The organism is Streptomyces sp. NPDC051738, assembly GCF_044453205.1.
Lineage (GTDB): Bacteria > Actinomycetota > Actinomycetes > Streptomycetales > Streptomycetaceae > Streptomyces.
In genome coordinates this window covers 477,705-502,276 of sequence record NZ_JBITCM010000005.1, presented here as the reverse complement: position 1 = coordinate 502,276, position 24,572 = coordinate 477,705, and the positions used below count along the sequence as shown (strand labels likewise).

Here is a 24,572-nt window from a genome sequence, read left to right as displayed (position 1 = left end):
ACTGTAGGAAGCACTCGGCGTCCTCGCCCGTCGAGAGCCCCGTGCCTGCCCTCCCCGGCGGCGGGACCTGCGCTTCCGATAGCCTCCCTGCCGTGACGGAACAGCACGCGCACCGGTTCGAGCGGGGCACGGACGGGCCCAAGGTCATCGTGGTCGGGGTCGACGGCTCCGACTCCTCACTGCGCGCGGCGGCCTACGCGGCCGGGCTGGCCCGGCGGCAGCGCGCCCTGCTCGCCATCGTGTACGTGCAGCCGGTGATGGCGGCGGGCGCGGCCCTCGGGGTGCCGGTCGCGGAGACCACCGACGAGATCGCGGAGGACCTGATCGCCCAGATCCGGGACGCGACGGAGCGGCTCAAGGGGATATTCGACGTCCGCTGGGAGTTCCACACCTTCCCCGGCGACCCCTACAACGGGCTGGTGAAGGCGGCGGACGACCTCAAGGCCGACGCCGTGGTCGTGGGCGCCTCCGAGCAGGCCGGACACCGGATCATCGGCTCCGTGGCGGTGCGGTTGGTCAAGGCGGGGCGGTGGCCGGTGACGGTGGTGCCGTAAGGGCGTAGACCTGGGTGATGACTTCTCACGCCTTTGACGTGGAGGCCTTCCTCCGGCGGCCCCTGACCGCGCGCATCGCGACGAACGGGCCGACGGTGCGCCCGGTCTGGTTCCTCTGGGAGGACGGCGCCTTCTGGATCCTCACGGGGCCGTGGGCCCGGCTCCTGAAGCGGGTCCGGGACGACCCGGCGGTGGCCCTCGTCGTCGACGAGTGCGAGCCGGCGACCGGTCAGGTGCGCCAGGTGATCGCGCGGGGCCGGGCCGACGTCGTCCCGTTCGACGTCCCCCGGGGCCGGCGCAAGCTCGTCCGCTATCTGGGAGCGGACGAGAGCCATTGGGACCCGAGGTTCGTGCACTATCTGCACGACGACCCGGCCGAGCGCGGCACGGTGTGGCTGCGGCTGGAGCCCGCGTCGCTCAGTGTGCAGGACCTGAGTTACGCGGTCGCACACTGAATCGACGGCCCGTCAGAGCGTCCGGAGGAACTCCAGCAGCAGCTCGTTGAAGGCCTCGGGCCGCTCCAGGTTCGGGAAGTGTCCGGCGTCCTCGATCGTCACCGAGCGGCCGTCGGGCACGGTCCGGACGAGACGCTCGGCCATGTCGAGGGCGTCGGCCGCGTCGAGCGCGCCGTGGACGGCGAGGACGGGCACGGCGATCTCCGGCACCCGGCTCCAGGGATCGGCGAGGGGCACGTGCCAGTCCGTCTCGCCGACGGTGTGCTTGGCGACGGTGTGCGCCGCCATGTCGCGCATCCTGCGCACCGCGTCGGGGTCCACCTCGTCCACGGCGCGGTGCGGCCCGGCCACGTTCTTGGCGAAGGCCTCGACCCAGCCGGCGACATCGCCCGCGCCCAGCATGCGGGCCGACTCGGCGGCCCGCTCTCGCGTCCATGGATCGGAGTGCTCGAAGGCGCTGGTCCCCCCGCCGATGACAACCACCGCGCGCGCCAGCTCCGGGTACTCCAGCACGGTGTCGGTGACCACCGCCGCGCCCATGCAGGAACCGACCAGGACCGCGGGCCCGGCATCGAGGTGGCGCAGCAGTCCCGCGAGGTCGTCGGCCCAGCGGAACGGCTTGCTCGCGTTGGCGGAGAAGCCGTGGCCGCGCACGTCGGGCGCTATGACCCGGTAGCCGGCGGCGGCCAGGGCCGGTGTCTGGTCGTCGAAGACGCGGTGGTCGACGTATCCGGGGTGCACCAGGACCACGAGGTCCCCGGCACCCGTGTCGCGGTAGGCGATGTCGCCGTCGGCGGAGGCGAAGAAACGCAGATCCGAAGCTGTCGCTGCTGTCGTCATGACAACCAAGGTGTCATCTTCCGAGCAATTTGGCAACCAAGGTGTCATGATGGCCCGGTGAGCGACTCCGACAAGCCCCTCTCACCCGACGATCTCGGCCACCGGGTCAGCGAGGTGTTCGACCTGATCGGCGCCCTCTACCGACGCGGCCTGCGCAAGCTCGAACAGGGCGAGGAGATCGAGGGGGTGTCCGTCGGCGTGCGCTCCGTCCTGGTCCTGCTGCACAGGTACGGCCCCATGACGGTCCCTCAGATGGCCCGGGTCATGGCGCTGACCCGGCAGTTCGTGCAGCGCATGGTCAACGACGCGATGGCCAGGGGCTGGGCCGAGGCCACCGCCAATCCCGCGCACCAGCGGTCCTCGCTGATCCGGATCACGGCCGACGGCGAGGCCGTCATCACCGCGATCCTCGCGCGCGAGCACGCCCTGAACCGGCAGGTCGGCGGCGGGCTGACCGAGGACGAACTCCGGGCGTGCGTGCGCGTACTGAAGGAGATGCTGCGGACCTTCGACCACGCGGAGGGGGACTGACCCGCCGATCCACCGGCGCCCTACTCCCCCATCCGCAGCCCGTCCTCCGCCGCCCCCCGGCTCAGCACGACATCCCGGATCCGGTCCCGCACCCCGCGCAGCTCGGCGCCCTTCGCCAGCGCCCGGTTGAGGTTGATCACCCGGCCCGCGTCGATGTCGAACAGCTGCGGAACGAACTCGGCCTTCTCCACCTCCCAGCGACCGCCGGGCCTGGTGGGCGGGGCGAAGGAGAAGCGGGCGAGGGTTGACTGGTTGCCCCGCGGGTCCTGGATGCCCTGCTCGTTGTACATCGCGCCCGCGACCTGGTCACCCATGCCGTAGACCACCCAGGTGCCGTTGACCTTCTCGTACGCCTGCGGGACATGGGCGTGGGTGCCGAGGATCAGGTCGATGTCGGGGCGCTCGCCGTCGGCCGCGGCAGTGAGCTCACCGGCGAGGGACACCTGCGCGTTGTCGGGTTCGTCCTGCCATTCGGTGCCCCAGTGCAGCGATACGACGACCACGTCGGCGCCCCCTTTCCGGGCGGCGCGGGCGTCCGCCAGGATCTTGGCCTCGTCGATCAGGTTGACCGCCCAGGGCTGCCCCGCCGGCAGCGGGAAGCCGTTGACGCCGTAGGTGTACGCGAGATGCGCGACCTTGGCCCTGCCCGCACGCAGCACGGTCACGGAGCGCGCCTCGCCCTCGCTGCGAGCCGTCCCCGCGTGCCGTACGCGCGCCTCGTCCAGGGCGTTGAGGGTGCGCAGGATGCCGGCCGCGCCGTCGTCGAGGCTGTGGTCGGAGGCGGTGGAGCAGCCGTCGTAGCCGGTGGCGGCGACGCCCCGGGCCACTTCCTGCGGGGACTTGAAGGTGGGGTATCCGGTGTACTCTCCCGGCTCTCCGAAAACGGTTTCCATATGACACAGCGCCAGATCGGCGCGGGATACGACGGACTGGACGCCGGCCAGCATCGGGCGGAAGTCGTAGCCGGAGCCACCCGCGTCGAATCGCGCACGGTCGATGACCGAGGTATGCGGGAGGATGTCGCCGGAGGCGACGAGCGTGAAGCCGCGAGGGCCGGCGGAGGCACCCGGTTGCCCCGCCTTGCGGTTGTCGGCCTGGCAGGCGGCGCCCGCGGCGAGGGCGGCCGTCAGAGCCAGGGCCACAAGTCGACTGCGTGCAATCATCAGCTCACCCCGTGTGGTCGTATTACCCACCAATACGTATGAAACCGGGCCCGATCGCAAACAATCCGGCTGCTTCCGTTAGCCCGTCCGGCCTGTCCCGAATAGGCGGAAGGGACCGTTCGTCGTACCGTTCGCCGACGCGATCGACCGTCCGCCGCAGATCCGTGTGTGTGCTCTGTCCCACAGCGGCAGCCTGCGATGCCATACGGCCATGACGGCCGGAACCACCCTCACGAACGGGACGACGACCGCCGAGCACGAGCTCGCCGCACTGCAGCGCGAGCACGGCCGGCCCCTCTTCGCATTGCTGCTCCGGCTCTGCGACGGTGACCGGCAGCGCGCCGAGGACCTCGTGCAGGAGACGCTGGTGCGCGCCTGGCAGCATCCCGAGGCATTGCGCGCGGACGACTTCGACTCCGTACGGCCGTGGCTGCTGACCGTCGGGCGGCGGCTCGCGATCGACGCGCGCCGCGCCCGGCAGGCACGTCCCCCGGAGGTCGGGGACGCGATCCTGGAGAACGCTCGGGTGATGTCCGACCACGCCGAGCGGGCCGCGGAAGTGCTCGATGTACGCGAGGCTGTGAAGACACTCACTCCGGAGCACCGTGAAGTCCTGGTGCTCGTGTACTTCCAAGGGGCGAGTGTTGCGGAGGCCGCGGAAACACTTGGAATTCCGCCCGGTACCGTGAAGTCCCGCGCTTACTATGCGCTGCGCGCCCTGCGCAGGGTGCTTCCCGGATACGCGGCCGACCTGCGGTGAAACCGAAGACTTAGTCAAACCTCCGTAAAGCGCCTTGCTGAAGACACCGGTTGAGTAATCGGCTGTCCTCATCCGTGTTCCGGATTGGGCCAGGGCCCTCGGGTCCCGGGTCGGGCGACGCACTCACCGGAGGAAGGCAGGAAGGGATGCTGCACAGAGGTCAAGAGAGCACGGACGGCACCGGCGGCGGTGAACTGACCGTCCCCATGGCGTGGTTGTACGCCGAGTACATCGCCGACGAGCTGCTGCGGACCGGCGATCTCATGCCGCCGACGTCCTTCGAGTTCCGCGCCGGGCGCGATGCCCTGGCGCTGACCATCTTCCTGTCCGACACCGACGGCGAGCTGTCCGGCATCCGGGTCGTCACCCAGCTGGAGACCTGGCTGTCGCTGACGGCCTACGACCAGCCGTGGCAGGAGTGGGTGCGCGAACGCATGGCGGGCCTCGCGGCCGAGGCGGTCGAGTCCGGCGGGCCCGCGCCCGATCTGGAGCTGGCCGAGGCGGCCTGGCGTTGGCTGCAGGAGACCGAGCTGCTCGCGCCCGATCTGAACGCGGTGCCGGGCGGTGGTGCGCTGGTCGGCGAGGACGAGGGGCCGAAGGTGTGGACGCCGGCGTGGCAGCTCGGGCTGCCGCTCGGGCACCTCGCCATCCATCTTTTTTAAGTTCTTTTCTTCCCGGACCAATCCTCGGCACCGACCGCTCCGAATCCTTAGGTTGCGATTCTGTGTAGGCCTTGAGTGATTCGACTGCCTGGTGCGTACCTGTGGGCGCAAGGAGTAACACACCCCACACCCAACGGCACGAGGATTCGGCATGAGGTCCCTGGAGAGGCACCGCGACGTCGCCGCGTACGCGCTCGGCGTGCTGAACGAGGCGGAGGCATTCCGCTTCGAGGACCACCTCATGGAGTGCCCGCGCTGCGCGGCACACGTGACCGAGTTCGGGCCTGTGACCCGCCAGTTGATGCTGTACCGGCGGTCCACGCCCCAGTTCGTGCACCCCCTGGCCAAGCCCGGCCCGCAGCTGCTGACCCGGCTGCTGGAGGCGGTGGCGGCCCGCCATCGCGCCCTGCGCCGGCGCACGCTGTACGCCGTGGCGGCCTCGGTCGTGATCGCCCTGGCCGGGCCCGCCGTCGCGATGATGGCGGGCGGCGACGACGCGCCCGTCCAGGTCGTCCAGGCGACCGACGCACGGTCGGGTGTGTGGGCGCAGGTCACGACCGAGGACGAGGCCTACGGCAGCCAGGTGGAACTGAAGGTGAAGGACGGCGCGGGTCCGCGCGGCTGCCACCTGGTCGCCATCGCCCGGGACGGCTCGGAGGAGACGGTGACCAGCTGGCACGCGGCCGACCACGACGCCCGCGAGAACACCATGATGGGCGCCTCGACCATGCACCCCGACGAGGTCCTGCGCTACGAGGTGCGGACGACCGGCGGGGAGCATCTGGTGACGCTCAAGCCGCGCTAGCGGGTGCCTACCTACTTCAGCAGCCTCGACATCCTCCGGTCCGCCAGTGGCTTTCCGCCCGTCTGGCAGGTCGGGCAGTACTGGAGGGAGGAGTCGCTGAAGGAGACCTCGCGGATGGTGTCGCCGCACACGGCGCATGGTTCGCCGGTGCGGCCGTGGACGCGCAGGCCGCTCTTCTTCTCGGCCTTCAGCCGCCCGGCCGCCACCCCGCGCGAACGCTCGACCGCCTCGGTGAGGGTCGTCCGCAGGGCCTCGTACAGCCTCGCCGTCTCCTCGGATGTCAGTGACGACGCGAGCTTGAACGGGGACATCTTCGCCACATGCAGGATCTCGTCGCTGTAGGCGTTGCCGACCCCGGCGATGAGGCTCTGGTCGCGCAGGGCGCCCTTGAGCCGGCGGCGCTCGTCCTTCAGCAGGGCCGCGAACCGCGTCTCGTCGAAGTCCTCGGCGAGCGGGTCCGGGCCCAGCCGGGCCACGCCGGGGACCTGCTGCGGGTCCTGGACGAGGTAGACCGCGAGGCGCTTCTGCGTGCCGGCCTCCGTCAGGTCGAAGCCCGCGCCCGTCTCCAGGGCCACGCGCAGCGCGAGCGGGCCCTTGCCGGGGCGGGGCATGCCGCTCGGGAGTTGGTCCTTCCAGTGGAGCCAGCCGGCCCGGGCCAGGTGGGTCACCAGGTGGGGGCCGTCCGCCGTGGCGAGGTCGAGGAACTTGCCGTAGCGGTGCATGGCGGTGACCTCGTGGCCCTCGACGGCGGTGACCGGTGGGTCGTACGTCTTGAGGACGCTGATCGCGACGGGCAGCACGCGGACGATCTCGTGGCCGACCAGGTTCTCGGTCAGGAAGTCCTTGAGCGCTTCGACCTCGGGCAGTTCCGGCATAGGTCCAGAGTGCCACCCGGCACCGACAGCGCCAGGCGGTTCGCTCACAGGCCGGGGCGCTCCGGCGCCAGGAACTCGCACCACACCGCCTTGCCGCCGCCCCGCGCCTCCACGCCCCAGACATCGGTGAGCAGGTCGACGAGGAGCAGGCCGCGGCCGGAGACTCCGGACTCCCCGGCCTCCCGGCGGCGTGGCAGGGCGCTGGAGGAGTCCTCGACCTCGACGCGCAGCCGGCGCTCGGAGCCGGTGAGGACGCGCAGGGTCACGACGGCGGAGCCCTCGGTGTGCATCAGGGCGTTGGTGATCAGCTCGTCGGCGACCAGTTCGATCTCGTCGGCCCGGTCCGCGGCACCCCAGGCGCGCACGGCGGCGCGGATCATGTGCCGGGCCGCCGTGAGGGCCTCGGGATCGCCGGGGGCGACGTGCTGCTGGAGGCGGCCACCGGTCTGCGGGGCGTCCAGGACGCGGCGGCGCAGCAGGAGCAGGGCCACGTCGTCGTCGCCGCCGCGTTCCTCCGCCACGTCGATGAGGCGGTCCGCGAGGTCCCGTACGTCCTTCGGGCCGGTGGCGATGAGCGCGGTGAGGGTCTGCATGCCGTCGTCGAGGTCGGCGCCGGGCTGTTCGACCAGGCCGTCGGTGCACAGCAGCAGGGCGTGGTCGTGGTCCAACTCGATGGTGCCGACCGGGTATTCGAGCCGACCGAACTCCGCGGACAGCCCGAGCGGCAGCCCGCCCTCGACGGGGACGCGACGACAGGCGCCGCCGGGCTCCCGGATCAGCGGGTCGATGTGTCCGGCGCGGACCACCTGCATGACCCCGGTGGACAGGTCGGCCTCCGCGTACAGGCAGGTCGCGAAGCGGTCGGTGTCCAGCTCGTGCAGGAACACCGAGGCCCGGGCCATCACCGTGGCCGGGGTGTGCCCTTCGGCGGCGTAGGCGCGCAGGACGATGCGGAGCTGGCCCATCACGGCGGCGGCGTGGGTGTCGTGGCCCTGGACGTCCCCGATGACGGCGCCGACCCGGCCGCCCGGCAGCGGGATCAGGTCGTACCAGTCGCCGCCGATGTCCCGGCCGAGGGAGCCCGCGGCATTGCCGGCACGGTAGCGGACGGCTACGTCGGCGCCGGGCACGCTGGGGATGGTGCGCGGCAGCATGGCCTGCTGGAGGCCGGTGGCGAGGTCCTTCTCCTGCTCGTAGAACATGGCCCGCTGCAGGCTCTGCGCGATGCTGCTGCCGAGGGCGACGAGCACGTTGCGGTCCTCGGTGGAGAAGCCATCCCGGTCGCTGTAGAGCAGTCCGATGGCGCCGATCGGCCGGGCCTGGGCGATCAGCGGCAGATAGGCCGCGGCCGTGATGTTCAGGTCGGTGATGTGCGGCCAGAGGACCGGGTAGCGGTCGGCGAACTCCTCCGGCGACTCGATGAACCGCGGGATGAGGGTTCGTACGACCTCGCTCATCGGGTACTGCTCGTCTATTCGGGTGACCAGGGTCCCGGGCACGAAGCTGCCGGCGGGCCCCTCGGCGACCAGCCGGATCCGGCCGGCCTCGACCAGGCCCATCACCAGGCTGGTGGCGCCGAGGTTGCTCAGGCCGTGGGTGTCCTTGAGGACGTCGATGACGTCCTGGACGGTGCGGGCGTGCGCCAGGGCGGCAGTGGTGAGCTGGACGACGTTGGTCTGCCGGCGGCGGGCCTCGTCCTCGGCGGCCTGCTCGCCCCGCTCCTCGCTCTCGGCGAGTTCGTCGGTGGCGTCGCGGACGATGCCGATGATGCGGCGCGGGCGGCCCGTGTCGTCGCGGCGGATGTAGCCCTGGGTGTGGGTCCAACGCAGGGTGCCGTCGCGGCAGCGGATGCGGAAGTAGACGCCGTAGTTCTCGCTGCCGTCCTTCATCGCCTTGGAGACGAGGCCGTCCAGCCGGTAGGCCTCCGGCGGCGGGACCCGGATGGCCAGGGTCGCGGGGTTTCCGTCGTATTCCTCAGGGCGCAGATCGAAGACCTCGTGGGCCTGGGCGTCCATGTGGAACACACCGGTGTCAAGGTCCCAGTCGAACGTGCCCATGCGGTTGAGCGCCAGAATCGGGTCCGGGTGGGCGGGCCAGTCGTCCGGGAGAGACAGGGCGCTCGCTCCCCGATCAACCATGGGGCCACCTTGCCAGGATTTGCTGGAATCTTCGACTGGGGCGACGGAACTGGTTCCGCTCGGCTCCCGGGGCCTGTCCACTCCCGTCGGTCAGCCGTCGAAGACGTCGGTGGGGCTGCCGAAGACGCTGTCGGTGGTGCGCGGCTCGTCGGGGATCAGCCCGCCGCCGTCGGGCAGGTCGGGGGATTCCGGGACGGTTTCGGGGCCGGTCTTCTCCGGGGATTCGGAGGTGGCCGGGGGGTCCGATGCGGCCGGGGAATCCGGAGCGTCCGGTGGCTCTGGAGCGTCCGGTGACTTCGGGGACGGCTGCGGTTCGGTGCCGGGGGCGGAGGGGCAGCCCGATTCATCCGATGCATCCGACGTGCCCGACCTGCCCGACGCGTCCGACGTGCCCGACGCGTCCGACGTGCCCGACGCGATCTCGGTCAGCGAGTCTTCGGCGGCGCCCGGTACAGCGGGCGCCTTTGGAGTCACGCAGTCGGTCGGCGCCCCCTCCGGTGAGGTGCGCTCGCCGGGCGACGCGCTGTCGTCCGGGTGCGACGGATCCGGGACCGGTGTGGGCGTCACCGGCTGCGGTCGCGGCAGGACATGGTCGCGGTCCTGCCCCCGGTGGCCGACCGGGCGCTCGATCCAGGTGTTGTCGACGACGTTGATGATCGTGATGTCGGCGATCACCTGGGGTGTCGGGGCCACCACGACCACACGGTCCGGCCGGTATCCGGACCAGGGCCGACCACTGGTGCCGGGACTGCCCGAGCCGCCCGAGCCGCCCGAGCCGCCCGGCAGATCGTCGGCCGCCGGGGCGAGCGGGTTGCCGCAGGCGCAGCGGACGCGGGGCACACCGTGGCTGTCGACGAGGACGGCGGTGCCCGCCTGCAGGACGGACTGGTAGCCGATCCCGCGGCCGTCGCGGAAGCCGTGGTTGGTGACCCGGGTGTCCGCGCGCAGCACGACCGAGGTCAGCCCCCGCAGATAGCCGGGGATCGAGGCCTGGCCGATGCCGGACGCCTCCGCGAAGACACGACCCCTGACCTGGTCGGAGGTGAGGTGCTCGATCTGCCGCCGCACGTCACAGCTGCCGGCTCCCCGGGTGCCTCCGTAGAGGCCGGGCATGCCGCCGGACAGGTGCTGTGGCCCGGTCCGGCCCGACAGCGCGGGCTGTGGCGTCCGGGGGCCCGAGGACGCGGCGGCCGTCGCCGACACGGTGGAGCCCGTGAAGGGATCCGGTCCCTTGGCCATCGCGGGCTCAAGGAGGACTTCCGCGCTGGATGCCGTTCCCTTGTTCCCGGCATCGCCGCAGCCGGAGACGAGGGCCGCCGCCGAGAGCGCGCAGGCCGTGACGATGGCTCCGATGGATGTCCGCACCACGACCTCCCGCCTCTTTCGGGCAGTTCGGCACCATTGTCTGCTTCACTCTCTCGGGTTACGCAAGCGGAGGGGTGATATACGGAGAGTCACGCACATCTCGGCACGCCATGGTTCTCGGCGCGACAATGAGGAAGGGAGGAAAAGGCCGTGGACTGGTTCAGCGCACCGGACTTCTGGACGAGCCGGCTGGTCTTCCAGCAGGCTCTGGCCGGCGTGTACCTCGTCGCGTTCCTGACGGCCGCCCTGCAGTTCCGGGCGCTGATGGGTGAGCGGGGCATGCTGCCCGTGCCGCGCTTCGTCGCGCAGGTGCGTTTCCGGGCCGCCCCGAGCCTGTTCCAACTCCACTACTCGGACCGGTTCTTCGCGGCCTGCGCCTGGTCGGGCTGCCTGGTGTCGGCGGCGCTGCTGGCCGGGCTGGACGCGGTGGTGCCCCTGTGGGGCTCGATGCTGCTGTGGCTGATCCCGTGGGTGCTGTACCTGTCGATCGTGAACGTCGGCCAGACCTGGTACTCGTTCGGCTGGGAGTCCCTGTTGCTGGAGGTCGGGTTCCTCGCCGTCTTCCTGGGCAACGACGAGGTGGCGCCGCCGATCGTGGTGCTGTTCCTGCTGCGCTGGATCCTGTTCCGCGTCGAGTTCGGCGCGGGTCTGATCAAGATGCGCGGCGACGCCTGCTGGCGGAAGCTGACCTGCCTCGACCACCACCACGAGACCCAGCCGATGCCCGGCCCGCTGAGCTGGTTCTTCCACCACCTGCCCAAGCCCCTGCACCGCGTCGAGGTGGCCGCCAACCATGTCACCCAACTCGCCGTGCCCGTCCTGCTCTTCACCCCTCACCCGATCTCCACGGCCGCCGCCTGCCTGATGATCGTGACCCAGCTGTGGCTGGTCCTGTCGGGCAACTTCTCCTGGCTGAACTGGATCACCATCGTGCTGGCGCTGTCGGCGGTGCGGTTCCCGAGTGATCCGCCCGCCGTGGCGGACGCCCCGCTCTGGTACGAGGTCGTGGTCCTGGCGGTCGCCGCGCTGCTCCTGGTCCTGAGCTACCACCCGGTCGCCAACATGATCTCCCGCCGCCAGATCATGAACCGCTCCTTCGACCCGCTCCATCTCGTCAACACCTACGGCGCCTTCGGCAGCGTCAGCAGGATCCGCTACGAGGTCGTCATCGAGGGCACGGCCGACGACGTTCCGCGTGAGGACTCGGACTGGCGGGAGTACGAGTTCAAGGGCAAGCCGGGCGATCCCCGGCGCTGGCCGCGCCAGTTCGCGCCGTACCATCTGCGGCTGGACTGGCTGATGTGGTTCGCCGCACTGTCGCCCGCGTACGCCGGATCATGGTTCGGCGCGCTGGTGGAACGGCTCCTGGAGAACGACCGCGACACGCTGAAGCTGCTGCGCCGCTCACCGTTCCCGCCCGACGCACCGCCCCGCTACATCCGCGCCCGCCTCTTCCGCTACCGGTACACGACCTGGCGCGAGCTGCGGGAGACGGGCGCGTGCTGGGAGCGGACGTATGTGCGGGAGTATCTGCCGCCGACCCGGTTGGCGGGGGTGGCTCAGAGGTCGTAGCGGCCCCCCGGTGATTAGAGGTCGTAGCGCCCCCCCCGGTGCTCAGAGGTCGTAGACCCGGGTCGCGGTCCCCTCGAAGATCTGGGTGCGATCGGCGTCACCAGTCAACTCCTGTGCCGTGGCGAGCACTTGACCGTACGACGCCGCCAGGTCGCACACCGGCCAGTCCGAACCGAACATCAAGCGATCCGGCCCGAAGGCGTCCAGGACCACATCGGCGTACGGGCGCAGGTCGTCCACGGTCCAGGAGGCCAGGTCGGCCTCGGTGACCATGCCGGAGAGCTTGCAAACGGTGTTGGAGAGGGCGGCAAGGGAGCGCACCGCGGTCTCCCACGGTTCCCGCTCGCCGGAGGCGATGGGCGGTTTGCCCAGGTGGTCCAGGACGAAGGTGAGGTCGGGGTGGTCCGCGGCGGCCTTGACGCAGGCCGGCAGCTGATGCGGCAGCACGACCAGGTCGTAGACCAACCCCGCCTCCGCGACGGCGGACAGTCCGCGCCGTACGTCCGCCCGCAGCAGCCACTCCGGGTCGGGCTCGCCCTGCACCTGGTGGCGGATGCCCTTGAGGTACGGCCCGCCGGGCAGCTTCCGCAGCCGGGCCAGCTCGTCGGCCACGTCCGGTCGGGTGAGGTCGGTCCAGCCGACGACGCCCGCGATCAGGTCGTGTTCCGCCGCGAGCGAGAGGAACTCCGGGGTCTCCTCAGCGACCGTGATCGTCTGGACGAGCACGGTCCGGTCGACTCCGGCGGCGTGGGCCTCGGGTGCGAGGTCGTCGACCGTGAAGTTCCGCCGGATCGGGCTGTCCTCGGCGATCCAGTCCTGATCGCGTACCGACAGGTCCCAGACGTGATGGTGGGCGTCGACGACCGTCACGGCAGCTCCCATACGACGGGCAGCCCGGCGTCCGCGCCCTCGCCGGAGTAGTCGTGGACCACGTCGAGCAGCTCGGCCATGCGGGCCTGCCAGACCACGTTGACCGGCAGTTTCTCCAGTTCGGCGAGGAGGCGGCCGTAGTCCTCGCACTCCAGGACGTGGAAGAGGTCGGTGCCGCTGCGCCAGATCGTCCAGGAGGCGGCCCCGGCGCCGCGGATCGCATCGGTGAGCTCGACCGGCACCTCCCGGTGGGCGGCCTCGTACTCGGCGACGCGGTCCGCGCGGACCTTGGTGTGCAGGGCGACTCTCATGTCGGCTCCTCGGTGACCAGGAGTCCGGTGTCCCGCAGCTCCTGCCAGAAGGCGGCGGGTACCGGTGTGGCGAACTGATCGGCGCAGTCGTGGACTTCGTCGGCCGAGCGGGCGCCCACCAGCACGCTCGTCACCGCCGGGTGGGCCGCGCAGAAGGCCAGCGCGGCGGCGCGCAGGGTGATGCCGTGGCGCAGGGCGATCTCCTTCATGCGCAGGGCCTTGTCCAGCAACTCACCCGGCGCCTCGGCGTAGTTGTACGTCGCCCCCGGCTTCGGATCCGCGAGCAGACCCGAGTTGAAGGCACCGCCGATCACCACCGAGACGCCTCGCTCCACGGCCGCGGGCAGCAGTTCCGTGAGCGCGCTCTGGTCGAGCAGCGTGTAGCGGCCCGCGCACAGGACCACGTCGACGTCCGTGTCGCGGACGAAGCGGGTGAGCATCTCCGCCTGGTTCATGCCGGCGCCGATCGCGCCGACGACGCCCTCCGAGCGGAGCTTCTCCAGGGCCGGATAGCCCTCCCGGAAGGCCTGCTCGGCGTGGTCGTCGGGGTCATGGAGGTAGACGATGTCGACGCGGTCGAGGCCGAGCCGTTCCAGGCTGGCGTCCAGGGTGCGCCGTATGCCGTCCGCGGTGAAGTCCCAGACGCGGCGGTGCGTGGCGGGCACGGCGAAGCCGTTGGCCAGGTCGTCGCCGCCGTCGGTCTGTGGCTCCAGGCGGCGGCCCACCTTGGTGGAGAGCGTGTACTCCTCGCGCGGGTGCTCGCGCAGGGCCGCGCCTAGGCGGCGTTCGGACAGACCGAGGCCGTAGTGGGGTGCGGTGTCGTAGTAGCGGATGCCGCGCTGCCAGGCGGCGGACAGCGCCTCGTGCGCCTGCTCGTCGGTGACCTCGGTGTAGAGGTTGGCGATGACGGCGGCTCCGAAGCCGAGTCCGCGAGGGGTGCTCACCGGCCCACCGGCCGCAGGCGCAGCCCCTGCATACCGCCGTCCACGGCGAGGGCGGTGCCGGTCGTGGCGCCGGAGAGCGGGCTCGCCAAGTAGGCGACGGCGCCCGCGACTTCGGCGGCCGAGACAAGGCGGCCGGTGGGCTGACGGGCCTCCAGGGCGGCGCGTTCGGCAGCGGGGTCGCCGGCCGCGTCGAGCAGGCGCCCGACCCAGGGGGTGTCCACGGTCCCCGGGTTGACGCAGTTGACGCGGATGCCCTCGCGGACGTGGTCGGCGGCCATGGCGAGGGTGAGCGAGTACACGGCGCCCTTGGTCGCGCTGTACAGCGCCCGCTGCGGGAGCCCGGCCGTGGCGGCGATGGAGCAGGTGTTGACGATCGCCGCGTGCGACGACTCGCGCAGATGGGGCAGGGCGGCCCGCGCCACGCGCACCATGCCGACGACGTTGACGTCCATGACCCGGTGCCATTCGGCGTCGTCGTTGTCCTCGACGGTGCCCTGCGCGCCGATGCCGGCGTTGTTGATCACGACGTCCAGTCCGCCGAGGTCGGCCACGGCGGCGGCCACGGCCGCACGGACGGAGGCGTCGTCGGTGACGTCGGCCCGGTGCCCGAGCAGCGGCTTCTCGACCGTCGACGGATCCAGATCCAGTACGGCGACCAGGGCGCCCCGCTCGGCCAGCAGCTCGGCGGTGGCCCGGCCGATCCCGGAGGCGCCGCCGGTCACCAGAGCCCTCAGGCCTTCGAAGTCGGTCATGCCGCGTGCCCCTTCTTCTGCGTCTTCGTCTGCGTCGTCTGCGTCGTCTTCTGCGTCTGGAGGTCGGCGGCCCAGAAGTCTCCGCCGGGGAAGGTGTACCGCGCGATGGACTCGGGACGCATGGCGGCCGAGAAGCCCGGCGCGGTGGGTGCCGTGTAATGACCTTCCCTGATCACCACCGGGTCGAGGAAGTGGTCGTGCAGATGGTCGACGTACTCGATGACCCGGTCCTCGGTGGTGCCGGTGACGGCCACGTAGTCGTACATCGACAGGTGCTGGACGAGTTCGCACAACCCGACGCCGCCCGCGTGCGGGCAGACCGGGACGCCGAACTTGGCGGCGAGCAGCAGGATGGCGAGGTTCTCGTTGACGCCGCCGACGCGGGCCGCGTCGATCTGGAGGATGTCGAGGGCGCCGGCCTGGAGGAGCTGCTTGAAGACGACCCGGTTCTGCACGTGCTCGCCGGTGGCCACCTTCACCGGGGCGACGGCCTCCCGGATGGCGGCGTGGCCGAGGACGTCGTCGGGGCTGGTGGGCTCCTCGATCCAGTACGGGTCGAACTCGGCGAGGGCCTTGGTCCAGCGGATCGCCTCGGCCACGTCCCAGCGCTGGTTGGCGTCGATCGCCATGCGGATGTCCGGCCCGACGACCGAGCGGGCGACGCGGCAGCGCCGTACGTCGTCCTCCAGGTCGGCGCCGACCTTCAGCTTGATCTGCTTGAAGCCGTCGGCGACGGCCTCGGCGGCGAGCCGGGTGAGCTTGTCGTCGTCGTAGCCGAGCCAGCCGGCGGAAGTGGTGTAGGCGGGGTAGCCGCGCTCCAGCAGCCGGGCCGCGCGCTCGTCCGCCCCCTCCCCGCCCCGGCGCAGGATCTGCAGGGCCTCCTCGGGCGTGAGCGCGTCGGTGAGGTACCGGAAGTCGATCTGGCGCACGATCCACTCGGGGTCGGCGTCGGCCAGCAGCTGCCACAGCGGCTTGGCGGCGCGCTTGGCGGCGAGGTCCCACACGGCGTTCATGACCGCGCCGATCGCCATGTGCATCACGCCCTTCTCAGGGCCGAGCCAGCGCAGCTGGCTGTCGCCGATCAGGTCGCGGTTGAGGGTCCCCGGGTCGGCGCACAGCTCGTCGACGGACCGGCCCAGGACATGCCCGCGCAGCGCCTCGATCGCGGCGACCTGGATCTCGTTGCCCCGCCCGATGGTGAACGTGAACCCGTGCCCCTCGTGGCCGTCCGCCGCGTCGGTGCGCAGCACCACATACGCCGCCGAGTAGTCGGGGTCCGGGTTCATCGCGTCGGAGCCGTCGAGCTCGCGCGAGGTGGGGAAGCGGATGTCGTAGGTGTCGAGCGCGGTGACACGAACGAGGGGGTCGGGGGTCGGGGACACAGGGGGCCTTTCGGTCGATGGTGGGGACGGCGCCGGGTCAGTCCTGCGCCCGGCCCGTCGTCACGCGGGCGATCATGAGGGCCACCAGGATGATTCCGCCGTAGATGGCCTGGATCCAGAACGACGGGACCTGGGCGAGGGTGAGCAGGTTCTGTACGACGCCCAGGAGGAGTACGCCGGTGAGGGCGCCGAACATGGTGCCCTTGCCGCCGTCCAGGCTGATGCCGCCGATCACCGCGGCCGCGAAGACGGTGAAGATCATGTTGTTGCCCTGGTTGGCACTGATCGCGCCGACGTAGCCGGTCTGGATGATCCCGCCGACGGCCGCGAGGGTGCCCGCGACGACGAAGACGCCGAGCATCACGCGCTCCACCCGGATACCGGCGGCGCGGGCTGCGTCCGCGTTGCCGCCGATGGCGTAGAGGGCGCGGCCGATGCGGTGGTACTTGAGCACGAACCCGGCGATGGCGAAGGCCGCCGCCGCGAGCCACACCGACATCGGGATGTTGAGGAAGGTCGTCGTCGCGAGGGAGTAGAAGCTGTCGGGCATCCCGAACAGCGTCTTGCCCTTGGTCGCGCCGACCAGCAGGCCGCGCAGGACGATCAGCATCGCGAGCGTCACGATGAACGCGTTGAGCTTGAACTTCACGACCAGGATGCCGTTGAAGGCACCGACGGCACCGCCCACCACGAGGACCGCCAACAGGGCGAGCGCGGCGGGGAGTTCGGTGCCCCAGCCGGAGGAGGCGACGGGCAGCACCAGCAGTGCTCCGACGGCGGGCGCGATGCCGACGACCGATTCGAGGGAGAGGTCGAACTTGCCGGTGATGAGGACGAGCGACTCGGCCAGCACGACCATCGCCAGCGCGGCCGAGGCGCCGAGGATGGAGATCAGGTTCCGCTCGGTGAGGAACGAGTCGTTCACGACCGCACCGAGCACCATGAGGACCAACAGGGCTGGGACCAGGGCGAGTTCGCGGGCGCGGCGGAGCAGGACCGTCCTGGCGGCACGGGCGTCCGGCACCTTCACGGGCAGGGCCGGTGGGGCCTTGGTGTCAGCCATGGTTGTCCACTCCTTCAATGGAGGCGATCAGCTCGTGGTCGCGCCAGCCCGCCGGGTGCTCGGCGACGACACGGCCGTGGAACAGGACGAGGACGCGGTCGCAGCGGCGCAGGTCGTCGAGCTCGTCGGAGACGACCAGTACGGCGATGCCGTCCTCGCGGGCGCTGTCCACGCGGGCCAGCAGGGACTCCTTGGACTTCACGTCGACGCCCGCGGTGGGGTTGATCAGCACCAGCAGCCGGGGTTCGGAGGCGAGCGCGCGGGCCATGACGACCTTCTGCGCGTTGCCGCCGGACAGGTCCGAGACGGGCTGGTCCGGCCCCTCGGTGTGGATGTCGAGGCGCTCGATCAGCGCCGTCGCGAAGCCGCGCTTGCGTTCGGTTCCGACGAAGCCGAAGCGGCCGAGCCGGTCGAGGACGCTCATGGTGGCGTTGTCGCCGATGGTCATCCCGGCGACCAGGCCCTGGTCGTGCCGGTCGCGGGGGACGCAGGCGACACCGGACTTGAGAGCGGCCTGCACATCGCCGAACGGCAGCCTCTCGCCGCCCAGTTGGGCTGTTCCGCCGGTCGGGGTGTGCAGCCCCGCGAAGGACTCGGCGAGCTCCACCTTGCCGCTGCCGCTGATCCCGGCGAGTCCGACGACCTCGCCGCGCCGCACGGTGAGGTCGATGTTCTCGTACGACGGTGAGGTGAGCCCGCGGGCTTCGAGCAGGACGGGGGCGTCGTGGTCGACGTCCCTCGGGTCCACGGCCTGCTCGGCGATGGCCTCCAGGGACTCCCCCGCCATGGCCTCCACCAGCGCCCGGCGCGGGAGTTCGGCGACCGGCGCGGTGGTGATCCAGCGGGCGTCGCGCAGGACCGTGACCGTCTGGCAGACCTCGTACACCTCCTGGAGGTGGTGCGAGATGAACAGGAAGGTGACGCCGGAGTCCTGGAGCGCCCGCATCCGTGTGAACAGCCGCTCGATCTCGCGGTTGTCGAGCTGGGCGGTGGGCTCGTCGAGGATGATGAAGCGGGCGCCGAAGCTCAACGCCCGTGCGATCTCCACCATTTGGCGGTCCTCGACCTTGAGGTCGGCGGTGCGGGCCTCGGGGTCGACGTGCACGTCCCAGGTGGCGAGGAGTTCGGCGGCCTCGGTGCGCAGCCTGCGCCAGCTGATGAAGCCGCGCTGGAGGGGCTGCCGGTTGATGAACAGGTTCTCGGCGACCGTCAGCTCGGGGACGACGGTGGGCTTCTGGTAGACGCAGGCCACCTTGCGGCGCCAGGCGTCCCGGTCGGCCAGCGCGGGCGCGGGCTCGTCGTCGAAGCGGACCTCGCCCTCGTCGGCGGCCTGGAGTCCGGTGAGGATGTGGACCAGGGTGGACTTGCCGGCGCCGTTGCGGCCGACGAGGGCGTGGGACTCGCCGGGCAGGACGGTGAGCCGTCCGTCGGCGAGGGCGGTGGTGGGGCCGTAGCGCTTGACGACGGCCCGCGCTTCGACGAGGGGTGTGATCACGGCCGTACTCATTTGACCGTGTTGCCCCAGAGCTTGGGGTCGTCGACGTTGTCCTTGGTGACCAGCGGGGCGGGCAGCTGGTCCTCAAGGATGCCGCTGGGGAGCTTGACGATGGTCGAGTCGTGGTCCGTCGGGCCGGGCTTGAAGGTCTTCCCCTCCATCGCGGCCTTGATGTAGTACATGCCGTACTTGGCGTACAGGTCGGCGGGCTGGGAGACGGTGGCGTCGATCTCGCCCTTGCGGATGGCGTCGAACTCCTGCGGGATGCCGTCGTTGGAGACGATCGTGATGTGCCCGTCCTGCCCGGCCTTCTTCAGCATCCCCTTCGACTTCAGGGTCTGGAGGGTCGGCGCGAGGTAGACGCCGCCCGCCTGCATGTAGATGCCCTTGATGTCCGGGTTGGCGTTCAGGAGGGTGTCCAGCTTGGAGGCCGCGGTGTCGGACTCCCACTTGGCCGGTATCTCCAGGACCTTCAGCTTGGGGAAGTTCTTCTTCACGCAGGCGCGGAACGCCTCGGAGCGGTCGCGGCCGTTGACGGAGGCCAGGTCGCCCATGATCTGCACGACCTTGCCGGACGGGATCTGCTCGCCGAGGTACTGGCAGGCCTTCTCGCCGTAGGCCACGTTGTTGGCCCGCACCACCATCGCGACCTTGCCCTTGTCCGGCGCCACGTCGACGGCGACGACCGGCACGCCCTTGCGCTCGGCCTGGTCGAGGCCGGCCTCGATGGCGGCGCTGTCCAGCGGGGCGACGACGAGGCCCTTCACGCCCTGGTTGAGCTGGTTGTTGATGTCGGTGATCTGCTGGGAGGGGTCGCTGTTGGAGTTGACCGTCTTGAGCGTGTCGACGCCCTCGGAGTCGGCCATCTTCGGCACGTAGTCGTTGTACGACTGCCAGAACGGCGAGGTCAGCAGGGGCAGGATCACCCCGACCTGGCCGCTTCCGCCGCCTTCGGCGCTCGCGGCGCCGGTGTCCTTGGTGCTGCCGCACGCGGCGAGCACGAGCGAGGCACCGGCCACCGCACACACCGCCCTCACCATCCGTGACCTGTTCTGCTTCCGCGCTGTTGTGCCGGGCATCTGGCGGCTCCTCGTTGAGCGTGTTCGAGCACATGGTTCGAGCAGATGCCCGCATATTTATCAGACCACTTCGGCGATGCAACACCCTTAGGAGGCAGTTTTTCGCCGTATCCAGCCGTAGTGGTCGGACCACCTTGGTGATTACACTGCCGGTCACCGGGTGCCCGCAGGCACCTCGGGCGACGGGAGGAACGGCGTGGACGAGACAGCCCCGCACAAGGGCACCGCCGAGACGGCCCCGCAGAAGGGCACCGTGACGCAGCGCGCCATCGAGGCGGTCAAGGCGATGATCGCGGAAGGGCGTCTTGAGCCCGGCCAGCGCCTGCCGACCGAGCGTGATCTGGCGGCCCGGCTGGGCATCTCCCGCAGCTCGATGCGCGAGGCGATCCGCGCGCTGACGGTGCTGGGGGTGCTGGAGGCCCGGCACGGTTCGGGCATCTACGTCACCCAGCTGGAGGCCGGCGATCTGCTGGAGACGTTCGGCGTGGTCGCCGACCTCTCCCGGGGCCCGCGCCTGGTGGAGCTGCTGGAGGTGCGCCGCATCCTGGAGTCGACGGCGACCGCGCTGGCGGCGGCGCGGATCACTCCGGACCAGCTCGCCGAGGTCGAGAAGCACCTCACGGCGATGAACGCCACGGACGACCCCGAGGAGATCCTCGCCCACGACCTCGCCTTCCACCGCGAGATCGCGGCAGCCGCGGGCAACGACACCATGGCCGCCATCCTGGAGGGCCTGTCCTCCCGCACCTTCCGCGCTCGCGTCTGGCGCGGCTACCAGGAGGAGGGCGCCTTCACCCGCACCCGCCGCGAGCACGCCGCGATCCATCGCGCCCTGGTCGCCCACGATCCGGAGGCGGCCCGGGCCGCGGCAGCCGCGCATGTGGGCGAGGTGGAGGAGTGGCTGCGGACGCAGCTGGGCGGCTGAGCGCCGCCCAGGCGTACAACGTCGTTCTTCCACGGCTTCACATCGAAGCCGCGCTCCCGTCTTCTACGGCCTCACGTCGAAGCCGCGCTCCCGTCTTCTACGGCTTCACGTCGAAGCCGTACTCTCGTCCGAGCTTCTCCAGGGACGTCTGGCCGGGAATGCCGTTGGCGTCGTCACCCGAGAAACCGCAGCGCCGCTGCCAGGCGGCGTACGCCTCGACCGTCGTCGTGCCGAAATGGCCGTCCGCGAACTTCGATTCGAGCAGGCCCTCCGCGACGAGCGCCTTCTCCACGGTCTTCACTCCGGCGTACGACACAGGCGTGCCCGCCTTGGCAGGGTCGTGCGCGGCTGCGGCGATCACCTTGGACACGTCGATCACCGGGCGCGGCCCGGGAACGGTCGTCGAACCACCGGGCCGCGGGGCGCCCTTCTTCACCCACGCGTACAGGTGGTCGCCCGGGCAGGCCGTGGCGAGGCCGTCCCGGTGCCCCTTGATCTCGTCGCCGGCACCGTGCCGGCGCAGCAACTCGATGCCGTCGCGGATCGCGCCGAGCATCGCGTCCGTCGGCTCGGTCAGCCCCTTGTCGCCGACCAGGCCGACGATCGCGTAGTGGCCGCGGTTGAGGGCCTGGTTGCCGTTGGCCCCGGTGCGCTTGCCGAGGCCGCGGCCCTCCAGGAGGTAACCGTGCGGACAGGTGCCGTAGTTGTAGGCGATGTCCGAGTAGTTCTCCTTCTCGTTCGCCAGGTGTGACTTCCTGATCGACTTCCACTCGGCGATGCAGAGGTCGTGGTCGTCGAGGAGTTTGGCGCTGACCGTCGTGCCTTCGTAGTGGACTTTCACGCCCTTGGTCGACGTCTGCGTGGGTGCGGCGGAAGCGGGCCAGCCGAGCTGGGCGCGCGTGACAAGCTTCAAGTCTGCCTCCAGGACGCTTGCTGAACGCCAATCGCCTTGATTGTGAGTCCAGTTGCTGTCCGATTCACGACGACGCGCCGCAGCACTCCGCACGTGGCCCTAGGCCCGCCTCAGCCGCACCGTCACGAGCTCGAACGGCCGCAGACGCAGGGCGACTTGACGTCCGTCGTACGACGGCGTCTCGGGCAGCGGGCGCTCCAGCAGGTCGGTCGCCGTGACGTCCACGACCTCGAAGCCCGCCGTCAGCGTGGCCCGCGCCCGGCCGCCGTGGGCCTCGTGCAGGCGCACCACCACGTCCCCGCTGCCGTCGTCGGCCAGCTTGACGGCCGTGATCACGACCGCGTCCCGGTCCACCGTCACCAGCGGGGCCACCTCCCGGGCACCGGTGATCCGCCGCTCCGGCAGATTGATCCGCCAGCCCTCGCGCACCGCGTCCCCGATGCCCGCGCCCGGCACGAGGGCGTGCCGGAAGCGGTGGACGCCCTGGTCGGTCTCGGGGTCGGGGAAGCGTGGGGCGCGCAGGAGGGAGACGCGCACCGTGGTGGTCGTGCCGCGGTCGCCGTCGGTGCGCACCGTGCGGGTCACGTCGTGGCCGTACGTCGAGTCGTTGACGACGGAGACACCCCAGCCCGGCTCCTCCAGGTGGACGAAACGGTGGTTGCAGGCCTCGAACTTGGCCGCTTCCCAGCTGGTGTTGGTGTGCGTGGGGCGGTGGAAGTGCCCGAACTGGGTCTCCGAGGCGTACCGCTCCGCGTGCACGTCGAGCGGGAAGGCCAGCTTGAGGAACTTCTCCGTCTCGTGCCAGTCGACCTCGGTGTCGATGAGCAGCCGCCGCTCCCCCGGCGCGAGCGAGAGGTGCTGGGTGACACGCGAGGCGCCGAAGGACCGGACGATCCGCACCGAGGCCCCGTCGTCACCGGGGACGATCTCGTCCACGTCGGTCAGGTCGGTGACCGTGTGGCGGTAGAACTCGTCGACGTCCCAGGCGTCCCACATGTTCGGGAAGTCGGGGTGGAGCTGGAGGAGGTTCGCGGACCGGTCCGGAGCGATCGTCTCGCGGTCGGCCTCGATGTCGTACGCCGATACGACCAGGCCCTGGGCGTCGATCTCGATGCGCAGAAGGCCGTTGTCGAGGACGAAGCCACCGTCCCGGCGTTCCGTGCGTGCCGTCCGCCCGTCGGTCACCGGGGTGCGCGCACCGCCCGCCGGTACCCCCTCGCGCGCGTGCGGCGCGGAGTTGAAGACGAGCTCGGTCCCGCCTTCGCCCGCCAGGGCACGCTGGGCCGATTCGATGATCGCGGTCAGCTCCCCCGCGAGGCGCTCATACGTGGCGCGTGCCTCCCGGTGCACCCAGGCGATGGACGAGCCGGGCAGGATGTCGTGGAACTGGTGCAGCAGCACCGTCTTCCAGATGCGGTCCAACTCCTCGTACGGGTAAGGGAATCCGGCGCGTACGGCGGCCGTCGCGGCCCACAGTTCGGCCTCGCGCAGGAGGTGTTCGCTGCGGCGGTTGCCCTGCTTGGTCTTGGCCTGGCTGGTGAGGGTGGCGCGGTGGAGTTCGAGGTAGAGCTCGCCGACCCAGACGGGCGGGTCGGGGTACTCGGCCTCGGCCTTCCTGAAGAACTCCTCCGGGGTCTCCCAGACGACGGTGGCAGAGCCTTCGAGGTCCCGCAGCCGGGCCGCCTTGCCGATCATCTCGCGGGTGGTGCCGCCGCCTCCGTCACCCCAGCCGGTGGGAGCGAGCGAGTGCCGGGCCACTCCCTTGTCCTTGAAGTTGCGGGCCGCGTGGGCGATCTCGCTGCCCTTCATCGAGCAGTTGTAGGTGTCGACGGGCGGGAAATGGGTGAAGATCCGGGTGCCGTCGATGCCCTCCCAATGGAAGGTGTGGTGCGGGAACCTGTTGGTCTGGGACCAGGAGATCTTCTGGGTCAGCAGCCACTTGGAGCCCGCCGCCTTGATGATCTGAGGAAGTCCGGCGGCGAAGCCGAAGGTGTCCGGCAGCCATGCCTCGTCGTTCTCGATGCCGAACTCGTCGAGGAAGAACCGCTTGCCGTGCACGAACTGCCGGGCCATCGCCTCCGAGCCCGGCATATTGGTGTCCGACTCCACCCACATACCGCCAGCCGGCACGAACCGCCCCTCGGCCACCGCCTTCTTCACCCGCGCCCACACCTCGGGCCGGTGCTCCTTCACCCACGCCCACTGCTGGGCCTGCGACATGGCGAACACGAACTCGGGCTCGTCCTCGATCAGCGCCGTCATGTTGGACGTCGTACGGGCCACCTTGCGCACCGTCTCGCGCAGCGGCCACAGCCACGCCGAGTCGATGTGGGCGTGCCCGACGGCGCTGATGCGGTGGGCGGACGGGACGGCGGGCTCGGACAGCACCGTCTCCAGCCGTACCCGCGCCTGCGCTGCCGTTCCGTTCACGTCCTGAAGGTCGATCGCGTCCAGCGCCTTCTCCACCGCCCGCAGGATCTCCCAGCGCCGCGCCGACTCCACCGGCAGCTCGGCCATCAGCTCGCCGAGCACCTCCAGGTCGAGCACCAGCTGCCACACCGTCTCGTCGAGGACGGCCAGGTCCATGCGGGTGAGCGTGTACTGGGGTGCGCTGCCTGCGGTCTCCTTGTCACCCAACTGCGTGGGCAGGAAGGGGTGGTAGTCGAGGATGACCGGATTGGAGGCGGCCTCGATGTGCAGCCGCACCTCCTCGCCGCCCTCGACCGGTGCGCCGACGCGCACCCACTGGTTGCGCGGGTTGAGGCCCTTCACCGGGGTGCCGTCGGGCCGGTAGACGAGGCCCTCGCACTGGAAGCCGGGCATGTTCTCGTCGAACCCGAGGTCGAGCAGCGCCTCGACCGTCTTCCCGGCCCACGCCTCGGGCACGGTCCCGGTGACCCGGAACCAGCTGGTGCCCCACGGAGCACCCCAGCGGGCGCCCACCTCGATCGGCTCGGGTTCGGCCGCGAGTCCCTCGGCGACCGGCACCGGCTCGCCCGGCGCATGCCACACCGCGACGTCCAGCGGCACGGACTCGGGGTACACGGCGGGTCGGATGCGCTCGTCGAGGACGCGCTTGAGGCGGGCTTCGACCAGGCTGCGGTCGTCATGCATGCGG

At 70.8% G+C, this 24,572-nt stretch carries 23 protein-coding genes; 8 read left to right on the top strand and 15 right to left on the bottom strand.

Annotated elements, in window-relative coordinates:
- Window positions 1–92 precede the first annotated feature (92 nt).
- Together ACIA8X_RS15410 and ACIA8X_RS15405 are read left to right on the top strand one after the other, a co-directional pair.
- Window positions 93–554, top strand: coding sequence for a universal stress protein (locus ACIA8X_RS15410; RefSeq protein ID WP_393445609.1), 462 nt, complete (start codon window positions 93–95; stop codon window positions 552–554).
- A 17-nt stretch (window positions 555–571) separates the two neighbouring features.
- The gene (locus ACIA8X_RS15405) at window positions 572–1,009 is read left to right on the top strand and encodes a pyridoxamine 5'-phosphate oxidase family protein (protein WP_393445611.1); all 438 of its coding nucleotides are present in this window, start codon (window positions 572–574) and stop codon (window positions 1,007–1,009) included.
- A 12-nt stretch (window positions 1,010–1,021) separates the two neighbouring features.
- On the opposite strand, the gene ACIA8X_RS15400 is transcribed toward ACIA8X_RS15405, so the two are convergent.
- Window positions 1,022–1,849 (bottom strand): alpha/beta fold hydrolase, encoded by an 828-nt coding sequence (locus ACIA8X_RS15400; protein ID WP_393445613.1) that lies wholly within the window; start codon window positions 1,847–1,849, stop codon window positions 1,022–1,024.
- Between the two features lie 57 nt (window positions 1,850–1,906).
- Between ACIA8X_RS15400 and ACIA8X_RS15395 the strand changes: the two genes are divergently transcribed.
- Complete coding sequence (locus tag ACIA8X_RS15395; protein WP_393445615.1) at window positions 1,907–2,380, top strand: MarR family winged helix-turn-helix transcriptional regulator; 474 nt, start codon at window positions 1,907–1,909, stop codon at window positions 2,378–2,380.
- Between the two features lie 20 nt (window positions 2,381–2,400).
- On the opposite strand, the gene ACIA8X_RS15390 is transcribed toward ACIA8X_RS15395, so the two are convergent.
- Window positions 2,401–3,543 (bottom strand): CapA family protein, encoded by a 1,143-nt coding sequence (locus tag ACIA8X_RS15390; protein WP_393445617.1) that lies wholly within the window; start codon window positions 3,541–3,543, stop codon window positions 2,401–2,403.
- 211 nt (window positions 3,544–3,754) lie between these two features.
- Here ACIA8X_RS15390 and ACIA8X_RS15385 point away from each other — a divergent pair, with 211 nt between their 5' ends.
- From ACIA8X_RS15385 to ACIA8X_RS15375, 3 genes are all read left to right on the top strand, one after another.
- Window positions 3,755–4,303: a sigma-70 family RNA polymerase sigma factor gene (locus ACIA8X_RS15385; RefSeq protein ID WP_393445619.1), complete on the top strand. Its 549-nt coding sequence runs from the start codon at window positions 3,755–3,757 to the stop codon at window positions 4,301–4,303.
- Between the two features lie 146 nt (window positions 4,304–4,449).
- Window positions 4,450–4,965 (top strand): hypothetical protein, encoded by a 516-nt coding sequence (locus tag ACIA8X_RS15380; protein WP_048580100.1) that lies wholly within the window; start codon window positions 4,450–4,452, stop codon window positions 4,963–4,965.
- Between the two features lie 151 nt (window positions 4,966–5,116).
- The gene (locus ACIA8X_RS15375) at window positions 5,117–5,770 is read left to right on the top strand and encodes a zf-HC2 domain-containing protein (protein ID WP_393445621.1); all 654 of its coding nucleotides are present in this window, start codon (window positions 5,117–5,119) and stop codon (window positions 5,768–5,770) included.
- A gap of 11 nt (window positions 5,771–5,781) precedes the next feature.
- On the opposite strand, the gene ACIA8X_RS15370 is transcribed toward ACIA8X_RS15375, so the two are convergent.
- The 3 genes from ACIA8X_RS15370 to ACIA8X_RS15360 all read right to left on the bottom strand — a co-directional run bounded on the left by ACIA8X_RS15370 (window position 5,782) and on the right by ACIA8X_RS15360 (window position 10,148).
- Entirely contained in the window at window positions 5,782–6,645 is an 864-nt protein-coding gene (locus tag ACIA8X_RS15370) for an Fpg/Nei family DNA glycosylase (RefSeq protein WP_399458449.1), read from the bottom strand.
- Between the two features lie 44 nt (window positions 6,646–6,689).
- A complete protein-coding gene (locus ACIA8X_RS15365; RefSeq protein ID WP_399458448.1) occupies window positions 6,690–8,783 on the bottom strand; it encodes a SpoIIE family protein phosphatase in 2,094 nt (697 codons plus the stop codon).
- A 90-nt stretch (window positions 8,784–8,873) separates the two neighbouring features.
- Complete coding sequence (locus tag ACIA8X_RS15360) at window positions 8,874–10,148, bottom strand: DUF6777 domain-containing protein (protein ID WP_399458447.1); 1,275 nt, start codon at window positions 10,146–10,148, stop codon at window positions 8,874–8,876.
- A gap of 150 nt (window positions 10,149–10,298) precedes the next feature.
- Here ACIA8X_RS15360 and ACIA8X_RS15355 point away from each other — a divergent pair, with 150 nt between their 5' ends.
- Window positions 10,299–11,720, top strand: a complete 1,422-nt coding sequence (locus tag ACIA8X_RS15355) for a lipase maturation factor family protein (RefSeq protein ID WP_399458446.1) — start codon at window positions 10,299–10,301, stop codon at window positions 11,718–11,720.
- Between the two features lie 42 nt (window positions 11,721–11,762).
- Here the strand turns inward: ACIA8X_RS15355 and ACIA8X_RS15350 are convergent, their stop codons facing one another.
- Genes ACIA8X_RS15350 through ACIA8X_RS15315 form a run of 8 tightly spaced genes read right to left on the bottom strand, consistent with a single transcriptional unit; the run spans window position 11,763 to window position 19,616 of the window.
- Entirely contained in the window at window positions 11,763–12,602 is an 840-nt protein-coding gene (locus ACIA8X_RS15350) for an amidohydrolase family protein (RefSeq protein WP_399458445.1), read from the bottom strand.
- Complete coding sequence (locus tag ACIA8X_RS15345; protein ID WP_399458444.1) at window positions 12,587–12,901, bottom strand: L-rhamnose mutarotase; 315 nt, start codon at window positions 12,899–12,901, stop codon at window positions 12,587–12,589. Before ACIA8X_RS15345 ends, ACIA8X_RS15350 begins: the two co-directional genes overlap by 16 nt.
- A complete protein-coding gene (locus tag ACIA8X_RS15340; protein ID WP_399458443.1) occupies window positions 12,898–13,845 on the bottom strand; it encodes an aldo/keto reductase in 948 nt (315 codons plus the stop codon). The genes ACIA8X_RS15345 and ACIA8X_RS15340 overlap by 4 nt, the downstream gene beginning before the upstream one ends.
- A complete protein-coding gene (locus tag ACIA8X_RS15335) occupies window positions 13,842–14,597 on the bottom strand; it encodes an SDR family NAD(P)-dependent oxidoreductase (protein ID WP_393445637.1) in 756 nt (251 codons plus the stop codon). Before ACIA8X_RS15335 ends, ACIA8X_RS15340 begins: the two co-directional genes overlap by 4 nt.
- Complete coding sequence (locus tag ACIA8X_RS15330) at window positions 14,594–15,979, bottom strand: L-fuconate dehydratase (RefSeq protein ID WP_399458442.1); 1,386 nt, start codon at window positions 15,977–15,979, stop codon at window positions 14,594–14,596. The genes ACIA8X_RS15335 and ACIA8X_RS15330 overlap by 4 nt, the downstream gene beginning before the upstream one ends.
- Before the next feature lie 37 nt (window positions 15,980–16,016).
- Window positions 16,017–17,042 (bottom strand): ABC transporter permease, encoded by a 1,026-nt coding sequence (locus ACIA8X_RS15325; RefSeq protein WP_393445641.1) that lies wholly within the window; start codon window positions 17,040–17,042, stop codon window positions 16,017–16,019.
- Window positions 17,035–18,549, bottom strand: coding sequence for a sugar ABC transporter ATP-binding protein (locus tag ACIA8X_RS15320; RefSeq protein ID WP_393445643.1), 1,515 nt, complete (start codon window positions 18,547–18,549; stop codon window positions 17,035–17,037). The genes ACIA8X_RS15325 and ACIA8X_RS15320 overlap by 8 nt, the downstream gene beginning before the upstream one ends.
- Window positions 18,546–19,616: a sugar ABC transporter substrate-binding protein gene (locus tag ACIA8X_RS15315; protein WP_393445645.1), complete on the bottom strand. Its 1,071-nt coding sequence runs from the start codon at window positions 19,614–19,616 to the stop codon at window positions 18,546–18,548. The genes ACIA8X_RS15320 and ACIA8X_RS15315 overlap by 4 nt, the downstream gene beginning before the upstream one ends.
- A gap of 196 nt (window positions 19,617–19,812) precedes the next feature.
- Here ACIA8X_RS15315 and ACIA8X_RS15310 point away from each other — a divergent pair, with 196 nt between their 5' ends.
- Window positions 19,813–20,541: a FadR/GntR family transcriptional regulator gene (locus tag ACIA8X_RS15310; RefSeq protein ID WP_393445647.1), complete on the top strand. Its 729-nt coding sequence runs from the start codon at window positions 19,813–19,815 to the stop codon at window positions 20,539–20,541.
- Between the two features lie 97 nt (window positions 20,542–20,638).
- Here ACIA8X_RS15310 and ACIA8X_RS15305 read toward each other — a convergent pair whose 3' ends face one another.
- Window positions 20,639–21,454, bottom strand: coding sequence for an N-acetylmuramoyl-L-alanine amidase (locus ACIA8X_RS15305; RefSeq protein WP_399458441.1), 816 nt, complete (start codon window positions 21,452–21,454; stop codon window positions 20,639–20,641).
- A 99-nt stretch (window positions 21,455–21,553) separates the two neighbouring features.
- The gene (locus ACIA8X_RS15300; protein ID WP_399458440.1) at window positions 21,554–24,568 is read right to left on the bottom strand and encodes an alpha-mannosidase; all 3,015 of its coding nucleotides are present in this window, start codon (window positions 24,566–24,568) and stop codon (window positions 21,554–21,556) included.
- Window positions 24,569–24,572 lie beyond the last annotated feature (4 nt).